Origin of the sequence: Chitinophaga sp. YIM B06452 (genome assembly GCF_039655965.1) — a bacterium.
GTDB lineage: Bacteria > Bacteroidota > Bacteroidia > Chitinophagales > Chitinophagaceae > Chitinophaga.
This window is the reverse complement of record NZ_JAWLKY010000001.1, coordinates 1,350,326-1,361,883: the sequence shown is the minus strand read 5'-3', so window position 1 is coordinate 1,361,883 and position 11,558 is coordinate 1,350,326. Positions and strand designations below refer to the sequence as shown.

9 protein-coding genes are annotated in these 11,558 nt (G+C 45.6%); 4 read left to right on the top strand and 5 right to left on the bottom strand.

Translation table 11 applies throughout. From position 1 onward, the window contains the following. The first annotated feature begins 72 nt into the window (after window positions 1-72). Both R3I13_RS05225 and R3I13_RS05220 read left to right on the top strand, forming a co-directional pair. A complete protein-coding gene (locus tag R3I13_RS05225) occupies window positions 73-441 on the top strand; it encodes a hypothetical protein (RefSeq protein ID WP_346316872.1) in 369 nt (122 codons plus the stop codon). A 46-nt stretch (window positions 442-487) separates the two neighbouring features. Continuing rightward, the gene (locus R3I13_RS05220; protein WP_346316871.1) at window positions 488-1,417 is read left to right on the top strand and encodes a PHB depolymerase family esterase; all 930 of its coding nucleotides are present in this window, start codon (window positions 488-490) and stop codon (window positions 1,415-1,417) included. Window positions 1,418-1,424: 7 nt separating this feature from the next. Here R3I13_RS05220 and R3I13_RS05215 read toward each other — a convergent pair whose 3' ends face one another. After that, window positions 1,425-2,189, bottom strand: coding sequence for a LytTR family DNA-binding domain-containing protein (locus R3I13_RS05215; protein WP_346316870.1), 765 nt, complete (start codon window positions 2,187-2,189; stop codon window positions 1,425-1,427). Next, window positions 2,164-3,192: a histidine kinase gene (locus R3I13_RS05210; RefSeq protein WP_346316869.1), complete on the bottom strand. Its 1,029-nt coding sequence runs from the start codon at window positions 3,190-3,192 to the stop codon at window positions 2,164-2,166. The genes R3I13_RS05215 and R3I13_RS05210 overlap by 26 nt, the downstream gene beginning before the upstream one ends. Before the next feature lie 174 nt (window positions 3,193-3,366). On the opposite strand from R3I13_RS05210, the gene R3I13_RS05205 reads away from it, so the two are divergent. Then, the gene (locus tag R3I13_RS05205) at window positions 3,367-3,585 is read left to right on the top strand and encodes a hypothetical protein (RefSeq protein ID WP_346316868.1); all 219 of its coding nucleotides are present in this window, start codon (window positions 3,367-3,369) and stop codon (window positions 3,583-3,585) included. A 6-nt stretch (window positions 3,586-3,591) separates the two neighbouring features. Further along, window positions 3,592-4,353 carry a sterol desaturase family protein gene (locus R3I13_RS05200; protein WP_346316867.1) on the top strand — a complete coding sequence of 254 codons (762 nt, stop codon included), beginning with the start codon at window positions 3,592-3,594 and terminating at the stop codon, window positions 4,351-4,353. Between the two features lie 42 nt (window positions 4,354-4,395). On the opposite strand, the gene R3I13_RS05195 is transcribed toward R3I13_RS05200, so the two are convergent. The 3 genes from R3I13_RS05195 to R3I13_RS05185 all read right to left on the bottom strand — a co-directional run bounded on the left by R3I13_RS05195 (window position 4,396) and on the right by R3I13_RS05185 (window position 11,417). Further along, complete coding sequence (locus R3I13_RS05195; RefSeq protein WP_346316866.1) at window positions 4,396-4,785, bottom strand: DoxX family protein; 390 nt, start codon at window positions 4,783-4,785, stop codon at window positions 4,396-4,398. A gap of 215 nt (window positions 4,786-5,000) precedes the next feature. Next, the gene (locus R3I13_RS05190; protein ID WP_346316865.1) at window positions 5,001-5,921 is read right to left on the bottom strand and encodes a restriction endonuclease; all 921 of its coding nucleotides are present in this window, start codon (window positions 5,919-5,921) and stop codon (window positions 5,001-5,003) included. Between the two features lie 96 nt (window positions 5,922-6,017). Then, a complete protein-coding gene (locus tag R3I13_RS05185) occupies window positions 6,018-11,417 on the bottom strand; it encodes a type ISP restriction/modification enzyme (protein WP_346316864.1) in 5,400 nt (1,799 codons plus the stop codon). Window positions 11,418-11,558: the final 141 nt, after the last annotated feature.

Here is an 11,558-nt window from a genome sequence, read left to right as displayed (position 1 = left end):
TTTGTCCTGTTAATAAGGTTTCCTGTTTTCATGATTCAATGCATGACCGACTTTTGAAAAAAAAATCGACTCATGAAATCATTATTCACAATCATGTTTCTGCTGCTGGCGGTTCTTGCGCCAGGGCTTGTAAATGCGCAGTCCAAATTAACAGAGGAGAAAAAAAAGGAATTGCAGGAAAAATTTGAGACCTACAAAACAGAATTGAACCTGACGGAGGCCCAGCAGGAAAAGGTGAAGGTCATCAATACCGCGTACTTCGAAGAGCTTGCCGGTATAAAAGAATCCGGCGGGTCAAAACTGGCGAAGCTGAAAGCTTTCCGCAAGCTCAGCGACAAGCGGGACAAGGAGATGAAGGCTGTGCTGGATAAAGACCAGTATGCCGTGTACCAAAAAATGCAGCAGGAAATGAAGAAGGAGATAAGAAGTAAACGGACATAAGGACAAGAAAAGGTATTTCCATTCCAGTTAACAATCAATCAAACAAATGAAAACGATCAGTAAAGTTATACCAGGCGCGCTGCTATTGTGTATGTCGCAGCTGGCCGGCGGATGTAAAGACGATCCGGCGCCGCCGGCGCGGAATTTTGAAGCTGCCATAGACGTAGACGGCCTGCGCCGCGATTATTTAGTGAACCTTCCGCCGGCATATTATGAAGATACTGCTACCTATGCGCTGGTAATCGGCCTCCATGGCACCGGCGGCAATGCTAAACAGTTTGAAGAGCATTACGGGTTTTCCAGGAAAGCGGACGAGGCGGGGTTTATTGCGGTATATCCTAACGGTGTATCCAGCGACGGCCGGATGGCTATCCGCTCCTGGAACGCGGGCAGCTGCTGCGACTATGCGATGAGGAACAATATCCCGGATGTGCAATTTATCAGCAACCTTATCGATAAAATGACCAGCAGCTACCGTGTTGATCCCAGGCGGGTATATGTAACCGGTATGTCTAACGGCGGCATGATGGCTTACCGGCTCGCGGCGGAACTGCCCGGCAAGATCGCAGCTATTGCCCCGGTGAGCAGCAACATGGTGTGCAACCCGCCTGCGGCACAGGCGCGTGCGGTGCCTATCCTCCACCTGCATTCTGTTTGGGATGAGATAGTGCCTTATTACGGCGGCATCAACAAGGCGGGATATTATTTCTCCCCGGTAGATTCGGTATTGCGGGTATGGAGCCTGCGGAACCGCTACAACCCGGAGCAGCAGGTAGTGACCGACGATGAACGGTATAAACTTGTTCAGTGGCTGGATCAAAACGGGGAACCGTCTATCGTGCATTATCTTACCAAAGACGGCGGGCATTCCTGGCCGGGAGGCCAGCAGGCGCGGCCGGGGGCCGATCTTCCATCAAAGGTGATAGACGCCAACGACCTGATCTGGGAATTTTTCAGCCGGCATACACTGGAATAGCCGCTATTCAACGCTGCATCCAGGCCATCAACTCCGGGGCTTTCATTTTACTGATAATGACGGGCTCCGGAGTTTCTATGTTCAGTTTCAGTACCAGCCGGCGGTTAAAAAAATATTCTGCCATTATCACTACATCCCTGTTCACCAGGTATTGCCGGTTGGCCCTGAAAAACCTGGAAGGGTCCAGCTGCGGTTCCAGGTCGTCCAGCACTTCATTGATCAGGTAATATTGTTTGTTTTTGGTACATACTTTCACCACGCCGCCTGCGGAATGTATAAATGCGATATCCGCTGTTTTTACCGGGATGATCTTTTCATTGCTGAACACCAGGATGCCGCTTTTATAGGCTGGCTGCAGCTTTGCCAGCACCGCTTCCAGCTGTGTGTAGTCCGTGGTGTTCTTTGGCGCCATCCACTGTTTCATCTGTTCATATTTTCGGAGGCTTGCGGCCAGCTTATTTTCATCTACCGGCTTCAGCAGATAATCGATGCCGTAAGTGCTGAAAGCTTCAATGGCGTAGGAATCGAAGGCGGTGCAGAAAATAACGGGGCAGGAGATGTTTACAGACCGGAAGATCTCGAAGCTCAGTCCATCGGCCAGCTGGATATCAGACAGGATCAGCTGGGGGGACGGATTGTTTTTGAACCAGTCTGCCGCCGCTTTTACAGAGGGTATAATGCCGGTGACGGTCAGCCGGTCGTCCAGCCGCTGGATCATATTCTTCAGTTCCCGCGCTGTTTTGGCTTCATCTTCGATGATCAGGATATCCATGTTGCTGGCTTTTCGTTATCAATGGAATGCGTACGGTAAAACGGGTATTGGTTTCTTCGATGATAATGTTCAGGCCTGCCAGCAGCTGGTATCTTTCCATGATGTTGCTGAGCCCGCTGCCCAGGCTATTCCTCACCAGGCTCTTCTTTTGCAGGGAATTGCTTACTGCCAGCCATCCTGCTTCCGTGGTGTCGATGCTGATGGTGAGAGGCGTTTCGGTGGTGGCTACATTGTGCTTCACCGCATTTTCTATCAGCAACTGCAGGCTGGCCGGGGGCAGTTGCTGCTGCAAGGCGTTTTCGGAAATATTGATCTGTGTTACCAGTGCATCTTCGAACCTTTCTTTTAAGATATAAAGATAGGCCTGTGTAAAATCCAGTTCTGACCGTAATGGCACCAGGTCTGCCATGCGGTTGCTGAGCAGGTAGCGGTATACTTCTGAGAGCCGTTGTATAAATTCCCGCGGGGCGGGCTCTTCCACCATGCTTTGCAATGTGCCGAGGGAGTTGAACAGGAAATGCGGGCTTACCTGTTCCTGAAGGAGGCTCAGCCGGGCCTGGAGGTTTTCCTGTTTCAGCCGTTCGTTCTCCAGTTCAGACTGCCGTTTCAATTCAGATATCCGCAGCAGGTAAGCGATGAAGTATAGGAAACCGCCGATCACCAATCCCCGCGTCAGCAACAGGACGCTGATGGCGTTCATGCCATTGGGAACCGCGTCTATCCTGCTGCGCACTTCCGCGAAATGCCTGGTGATCATAATGGGCAAAAGCGAGAGCAGCATGCAGCCTGCAATGGCTGCGATGGCTTTCCAGCCATAGCCCGCAGGTTTTTTTAACTGCAGGATGTATTGCACCAGCAGCCAGCTCAGGAATGCATTCACGAATGAGGTGGTGAACGAGAACAGTGACGCCCCGATATTTTCCCGGTTCAGCCGGAGCGCATACCCCAGCAACGCTATAAACAGCGACATGACGAGCCCGGTAACCAGGTAAGGTTTTTTCATAAAACGAAAATACCAAATGATCGGACAGGGTGTGTTAAACCAGGCATGAAGCGGACAATAAAGCATATGAGCGCGGCAAAAGTGCGTGTTCTTTCAACATTCGATTTGTCCTTTTCATGGTGTTTGCATCCTTTTATCAATGCCTGCTGTGGTAGTTTTGGTAAACATTAAAAAATGAAGATCATGAAAAAACTAATTATTCCCCTGGTGGCGGCATTGAGCTTTCCCGTCTTTGCAGCCAAGGCGCAGACTGTAATTGTGAAGCGCCCGGCGTACCGGGTGGTGGTTGCTCCGCGTCCTGTTGTGGCGGTACGCCCTGTAGTCGTAAGACCTGTGCCCGTTGTAGTCCGCCCGGCAAGGGTCGTGGTCAGGAAAACTGTGATCTATAAATAGTATAAAATGGAAAGATCATCTTACAAGCTATGGATAGCCGGCCTGCTGCTGATCCTGGTGATCGCGGAAATGATATGGAGCTGGCGCCACGACAAGAAGGTTTACCAGGTAAAGGACACGCTGGCCAACCTGGGTATCATGGCTGGTTTCCAGTTATCCAAGCTGCTGTTTGCCAGCTGGCAGATAGGCCTGCTCAGCTGGGCCTACCGTTACCGGGTATTTGATTTTGAACCCGGCCTGTGGTTATTCGCCGCCACCTTTGTACTGAGCGATTTCGTTTACTACTGGTTCCACCGCGCATCGCACGCCTGGAAGCCGCTATGGGCCTTTCATCTCACCCATCATTCCAGCCCCTGGATGAACCTGACCACCTCGTACCGCATCAACTGGTTCTCTGCCGCCGTGACCCCGTTTTTCTATGTCCCCATGGCGCTGCTGGGCTTCCCCCCGCTGATGATCGCCTTATCCGTAGGACTGAACCTCCTCTACCAATTCCTGATGCACACCGAAGCCGTTGGCAAGCTCGGGAAGCTGGAAGGCATTATAGACACGCCTTCCGCCCACCGCGTACATCATGGCTGCAATCCCATTTATATCGATAAGAATTTCGGCGGCGTGCTGATGCTGTGGGACAGGGTGTTTGGTACTTACCAGCCGGAGACGGAGAAGGTGCGGTATGGGATTACGGAGGGGTTTGTGAGTTATAATCCGTTTGTGTTGGTGTTTCATGGGTTTGCGCGGGTGTTTCGGAGGAGGCACAAAAGCTAGGAAGCCCTGCAATTCTGCAGGGCTTCCTCACTTATTTGCTTGTCAAACCAGCCTGCTATAATCAGCCGGGTACAACTTCCTGAACATCGCGTAAGTAACGCTTACCATTGCGAACGCCACCACAGCGTCTACCGCGGATGCCGGTTCCAGCACGCTTAATTTTGAGAAGAAGGCGAAAATGATGTCGAAAAATATCCCTGCGAACACCCACTCTTTTAACCTCAGCAGCCTGTTAGGCGTTAACAGTACTGCAATCCCCGAGAGTTTAGCTACGCCCAGGATATAAATGAAGTGCGGCGGATAACCCAGCTGCTCGGTGATATCCCATACAATTGGATTTTTTGTCAATTCAAAAAAGCCGCTGGCGCCGAACCAGAGTGAGGTTAATATTGCGCCTGTCCAATAAATGATCTGTGTTGTTTTTAAATTCATGATCGCTGGTTTTATGTGTTTGGTGAAACAAAGGTGGGGCGAAACCAGCGGGAGGGGAAAGGGTTTTCGGGGAAGTGGACAGATTGAGGGATGGGGTGGGCGGAAATAATGTAGAAGCCGGAGAGGGGTATAAGAAAAGCCGCAGGGCAGCGGTCTTGTCTTTATTTTTTATGCCGATTAAAAAAGCATTTATTCTAAAATGCCTGGGTATAGAATTAGCTCTCTTCAAAATAATCATTATCCAATCGTTTGATCTCATACGAACGTTGCAAAGAAACACCCAGGTTATGATCGATCATTAATTGGGCTAATTGAACACCGTCGATTAATACGATCTTGGTTTCGTTCTTAGGGGAATAATTCAAAGCGTCTTTCGAGAAGGATGATGTAGTGATAAATATTCCTTTCTTTGCTCCCTGACCGGCTAATGCCCCGACAAACTTATGCAATTCTGGTCTTCCCACGATGTTACCGGCTTGCCATCTTTTCGCCTGGATGTAGATGATATCCAGGCCTAGTTTATCCTCTTTGATAGTGCCGTCTATGCCTTCGTCCCCTGTTTTTCCGATAGCTTTTCCCGCATCTTTAATAGAGCCGCCGTATCCCATTTTCACTAATAATTCTACTACCAACCGTTCAAAGAATGCAGGTGAAATGCCGCGGATCGTGTCGATCAGTTCCAGAGCGAGTGATTGACGGATATTTTGGTAGGCGTCATCGATGACTTCCTCAGGCGTTTGTTTTTCCGCCTGGGAGTTTTCTATTGGTAAAGCCGACCCTGTATTTTCCCGTTTTAAATTTTGAAATTCCAGGAACTCGGGGAATTGCTTCAATAAGGTGTTGTCGATTTTTGCCGGGTTTTTACTCAAGATGTCGATACCTCTTGGTGTAATAACTATCATACCTCTTTTGGGAGAAGCCAAAAGTCCGGCTTTCTTTAAATATGTTCTTGCCCAGCCAACGCGGTTGTCAAAAATGAATGACTGCCCGCTGGGCAGGAGTTGGTTCAGATCATCTTCCGTCAATTCGAATTGTATGCTTAGCTTTTGAATGACATTCTTGAATACATATTCTTTGCCGTCTGCCAAAAGCTTTAGGAGGGGTAGCATGATGGTTTGATAGTCGGGTATGGGCATAATCTTTGGTATTGAATAAAATGCAGTCTATCTATCCGTTTTGTTCCTAAAAGAAAATTAGCAAATGGACACGCATGTATCGTCCGCTATCTTTTGTCAGTTTGTAGGTAACACCATTTCAAAAATACCCAATACTTTAAAGTCTATAGATGGATCATTCACCAGTACAATATCCTGAAACGAAGGATCCGACGATAACGGGCGTAATATAATTGACTCATGGTTCCATTGATCCTCGTTAATTTGCTTCGTACTTCTATATTCTTTTATCGTATAGCCTTTTTCTACATCTTCAGCAGGGAGACCATTATACCGTACCAGAACAATTTTTCCATTCCGCGAACCGCCGTCATATCTTCTAAATAAACAAATTGATCCATTGGGAATGATCTTGTTCATAGACTCCCCAACTACTTCGAAGGCGAAAAGATCTTTAGACGGCTTAATATGAGCGGGTAATGGAACCCATCTATTTACTTCGACCTCTGGCCGTTCGTCAAAATTGGTTGCTGCTGCTTTCAGATTATATAAAGGAACTACGTTGGAAGAGGGAGCTTCAGATGGAATAAATTCAGCAGCCTTCGGAACGGTAACAGTTTCAGCCTGATCGGAAACGTCAAATTGTAGTTTGGGCAAACTCCCGACTATATCTACCGTTTGGACACTGACATTTATGATGCTCAACAGTAAATCTAAAATGTATCGTGGCTGGTTGTGTTCAGTTGCCCAGTCGTTGGGGTTGTTGGTGATGCCGCTGTCATTATAGGTGGTTACCCGATAACGTTCCATAATCCACTCAATAGCCGACTTTCCGTTTATTACATACTCATAAGCTTTTGTGGGAATGTTAGAGATAGTTATACGACTATTGTAAATGATGGTATCGGTTTGACCTTTTTTAGGGAAACGCATCTTGTCCACAGTATAAAAGGCACTATCATCACCCGTAACTATTGCTTCAGGATATGGGACAACGGTTTCATAATTCAAATGCAGTTCTGCCAGTTTGCGACCAGCATTGCTAAATGCCCAGAAATCCCGGACATCATCTACCAATGGCAGGCGGGGCAACATCTTCTTTAGATCGTTAGCGAAGGTTTCTCTGTATTCTTTGCTGTGCAGGAAGCCATATACATAGTAGAATATGTCTTCTTTGATTACATTTTTGCCATATTGTTTTTTGGCTCGTTCCAAAATGAAGTCACTTATAGCGTCCTTGCGGATGTATTGCTGTCTGTTATCCTCATCAAACAAGCCTTTTTGAGCAGCGTTATTTTCTTCATAGTAGTAATAGGGAAAGCATTGAGCCTTTTCAATGGTATCGAAACTTGTTAAGTTTTTTGTTATTATTACTGAAAATTTTTTACTAGCACTTGCTCCTGTTACTACAATAAATTTATTTTCTGAATGAGCTTCTGGTAATAACTGAGAAAATATACTTGGGCGCTCAATAAATGAACGTTCATAATACAAATTTAATTTTTCAAATGGCCGATAAATTGCTTCTTTTATCTCGCTATCTTCAAATGTTTTTTTTACTCGTTTTGCAAAATCTCTTTTTAGATTTACTGACCAGCTAATTTTCTTATCGTCATTATCTATAAATCCCTCAATTTCGACGTTTGGATTGTTTTTTAAGCTGACTTCATAATTCATTAGCATCTGATTATAGAACATAATTGTTCTCCCCATATTGGCTTTGATCGAATAACCTGAAAAGTTGTAAACCCAAGCGTCTCTAGCAGTATTTATACCAACTGCATACGTATTGAAAATTGATTCTGCTTTAATGTCAAACTTTTTTTCTGGCTCTAATGGCAAATACGAACTGAAATTATCATTCCTGACACTGATCCAATCTCCATGTTCATTAGGGTGCAATGTTTCTAGTTCCAGTTGCGAATTGGTAATAGTTTTTAAGTCATTGACAATTCTCAGTTTTTCTTCGCGATTGAGGTAATCGCCAATGTCGCGGTAAAAGATTGCGGCTTTTTCCCCTTTTACATCCGGATTCTTTACCAATAAGGTGATGGAAATAGGGGTGCGGCTGCCACTGCCAAATATTTTACCACCTTCTTTACGACTTAGTTCCCCGCTAGTGCGTTGATTGCCTCTTAAGTTGAATACATATACGGAGGAAAACTCTTTTTCAAGAGATTTGCGAAAACCATCGGTACTATTTCCATCCAACCAAGCCCCATTTGATACAAAACATATAATACCTCCTGTTTTATCTAAACGGTCTGTACTCCATCTGAATGCCTTTATGTATGCATCATATAAAGATTTGTTCAGGCCGGCGTCAGATAGTTTGGCATACGTATCCGCTATACGTTGGTCTAACTTAGGATAATCCTGATTTTGAGCATTATCATTTGCAGATTTCTGCCCGATAGAATATGGCGGATTCCCCATTATTATTCTAAGTGGTGCTTTCTTTTGACGTTTTACACGTTCGGAGTTTTGCGAAAACATTTCAGAAAAGAGTTTCTCCCCGTCTTCAGTTTCACCTAATTGAAAGGTATCGGTGAGTACAATACCCTCAAAAGGCGTGTAATTGGCCTTCCCAATACCATCATACGGATCGGGTGTGGCGTCATGATAAGCGTTTTCTATATTAATGGCAGCAATGTAATACGCCAGCAATACAATTTCATTGGCATGCAGCTCATGTTTATATTTTCGTTCCAGGTCCTTTCCCTCTATTAAGCCACTTTGCAGCAAGCGGGTCACAAAGGTGCCGGTGCCGGTAAAGGGATCGAGTATGTGGATATTCTCGTCGCTAATGCTGCGGCCAAATTCTTTTTTCAGGATATCGTTAACTGAATGGATGATGAAATCTACTACTTCCAGAGGCGTGTACACAATGCCCAAACGCTCCACCATTTTCGGGAAGGCGATTTTAAAGAATTTATCGTACAACTCAATAATGATGCGTTGTTTGCCTTCAGCATTGTCTATACCCTCGGCACGTTTTCGTACGGAGTCGTAGAATTTTTGCAGGGTTTCGTCCTGCTCGGCGAGGTTGCTCCCGGTTTCCAGCGCGTCCATCATGCTTTGCATAGCAATGGAAACAGCGTTGGTTTTTACAAAAGAGTAACCTTCAAACAGTGCATCGAAAATAGGCTGGGTAATGATGTGCTGAGCAAGCATTTCCACGGCCTGTTCCTGGTTGATGCTGGGGTTAATGTTCTTTTGTAAGCCTTCCAGGAATTTATTAAAAGCATCCCGCTGGTCTTTCTTTTCAGTGATCAGGTAGGTAATGCGTTCCATTTGCCGTTCGGCAATTTGGGCCACATCTTTCGCCCATTTATCCCAATACCCACGGTCCCCTACTTTTTCTACCATGCGGGCAAAGACGACATTCTGTAGTTGCTCAAATTGCAAGGCTATCTGCCGGCCTATTTCTTTTGTTTGATCGCTATGGTCTGCACCACTTCGGTCTTTTTCAATGGGCGTTCCGTTTTCATCAAAAGAGACTTCAGTTCCACCTACTAGTATTTGATTCGGGCGCTTTTTATTGAGTTCAATTTTATTAACCGTGGCATTAAAACGGTCATCATGCGCACGCAATGCATTGAGCACGGTCCAAACCACTTTGTAGCGCTCATTATCATCCAATGCACGTTCTGGTTCTACATCTGAAGGCACAACAACCGGAATAACAATGTAGCCGTATCTTTTGCCGGGAGCCCTGCGCATTACGCGACCAACAGACTGCACGACATCTACCTGAGAGTTTTTAGCCGATAGAAATAGTACCGCATCCAGGGAAGGGACATCCACCCCTTCGCTCAACACTTTTACGTTGGTGATGATGCGGCATTCGTTGCCCGGTGTTTCTTCCTTGAGCCAGGAAAGCATCTGGTCGCGTTGCGGAGCCGCCATGGAGCCATCCATGTGTTGGGCCTGCACGGTCACCATTTTGCTACGTTTATCTTCAGGCAATGATTCCAGGTAATTTTCTGACGCCTGATTATATGTCAAAGAAATATTTTTTGAATTGGAAACATTTCCACAGAAAGCAACTGCCCGTTTCATGGGTAATTCATCGCCTTCTACTTTTATAGCTTGGTTGCCCAGGAATTGTTTGGAAAGAGCATTAACACTTCCAATCAGTTTAGTCAGGTCATCTGTCTTAATTTCAGATTCGCCTTTGGCAATCATCTTTTGCACCGCGGGCGGCACATCCTTGTCATTCAATGTAAGGATGATCACTTTGTAATCGGTGAGCAAACCTTTTTCAACAGCTTCGCCAAAACCAATACGATGAATTTCTTTTCCAAAGTGCTCTTCATTATCCATTGACCAGAGCGGCGTATTATTCTTTGCTGCTTTGGATTGCGTGTCTACATCGTACAAACGGGGAGTGGCTGTCATATACAAGCGCTTTTTCGCTTTGATAAAATCCGCGTTGTGTACTCTTACGAAAGCTGAATCCTCAGTGCCGGGAATAGTGTAACCCGTAGTACGGTGCGCTTCATCGCAAATGATCAGATCAAATTCAGGAAATCCGTTTTTCAGCAGTACCTTTTGAGCTTTGGCTATTACTTCTATGGATTGGTAGGTTGAGAACACTACCGTCATTCCTTTCTCCTTTACATGTTTGTAATGCTGGAATTGCCTAAGCACGTAATCAGGATCGGTGGAGGCGGGCCAGGCCAGATCAACAGTGCTGGTAAGGTCTTCATCATCCTTACTTTTCTTCCTGGAGATTTCAGGATCTGAACAAATACAAATGGCGTTAATAGGCTCATCGGCCTGTGAGGTCCATTCGCGCAATGTTTGACCAACTAAAGCAATGGAAGGAACGAGAAATAAGATGTTGCCTTTATGATTGGTTTCTTTCTCAGCAATTTTTAAAGAGGTCATAGTTTTACCAGTACCGCAGGCCATGATCAGTTTTCCTCTTTCATTTTCCTTGAAATAAGCGTGCACTTTGTCGCGCACTTCCAAAACATGCGGAAAAACTTTTTTCTTTTCTGTCCTTCCTTTTTCGCCATGAATGCCTTGTTCCAGTTTTTCCCAGTCAACGGGAGCATCTGCAAGGTCATGCAGATTGATACGCGTTACCGGAGGATGTTGATTTTTAATCGCCTCGGTAGCATTAGTCCCCCAATTGTTAGTCGTAGAGATCCAAAGTCGTTGTGAGAAGCGTGTAGTTTTAAAATCCTCCCCTTTAAACTCCCGGCTGGAAGTGGAAAGGAAACTATCCACGGTAGGTTTGTCTATTATCGCATTCTCCGCAAAACATTTACATTGAATAGCCCAATATTCGTTCTGATGAGTAAGCGCCACCAGGTCTATGCCTGTATCACCTCCGCCCAGATCGTCTTTGCCCGGAAATTCATTCCAGAGCCAAACCTTTTTGAATTGATATACATATTGGGGGTCTGTGAGAAGATAAGCCTGCATAAGACGTTCGAAACGCTCACCTTTATCGCGTTCGGAATAAGATATCTTCCTATATTTTTCGAGGATTTTCTGAAAGGTCATAGCTAAAATATATTGGCCGAAACTGTTTTTATTCTATTTATTTAAAAGGAACAACCATCTGGGTACGCATGGATTAAAAGGGACGTAAGATCTTCAAGATGCTTTACTTAGCGATGGTAACTTCAAATTGGGAAGTAATAT

What these genes read in the sequence shown, in the direction of transcription:
- R3I13_RS05225 (WP_346316872.1), top strand. Translation starts at nt 73, where the DNA reads ATGAAATCATTATTCACAATCATGTTTCTGCTGCTGGCGGTTCTTGCG.
- R3I13_RS05220 (WP_346316871.1), top strand. Translation starts at nt 488, where the DNA reads ATGAAAACGATCAGTAAAGTTATACCAGGCGCGCTGCTATTGTGTATG.
- R3I13_RS05215 (WP_346316870.1), bottom strand. Translation starts at nt 2,189, where the DNA reads ATGGATATCCTGATCATCGAAGATGAAGCCAAAACAGCGCGGGAACTG.
- R3I13_RS05210 (WP_346316869.1), bottom strand. Translation starts at nt 3,192, where the DNA reads ATGAAAAAACCTTACCTGGTTACCGGGCTCGTCATGTCGCTGTTTATA.
- R3I13_RS05205 (WP_346316868.1), top strand. Translation starts at nt 3,367, where the DNA reads ATGAAGATCATGAAAAAACTAATTATTCCCCTGGTGGCGGCATTGAGC.
- R3I13_RS05200 (WP_346316867.1), top strand. Translation starts at nt 3,592, where the DNA reads ATGGAAAGATCATCTTACAAGCTATGGATAGCCGGCCTGCTGCTGATC.
- R3I13_RS05195 (WP_346316866.1), bottom strand. Translation starts at nt 4,785, where the DNA reads ATGAATTTAAAAACAACACAGATCATTTATTGGACAGGCGCAATATTA.
- R3I13_RS05190 (WP_346316865.1), bottom strand. Translation starts at nt 5,921, where the DNA reads ATGCCCATACCCGACTATCAAACCATCATGCTACCCCTCCTAAAGCTT.
- R3I13_RS05185 (WP_346316864.1), bottom strand. Translation starts at nt 11,417, where the DNA reads ATGACCTTTCAGAAAATCCTCGAAAAATATAGGAAGATATCTTATTCC.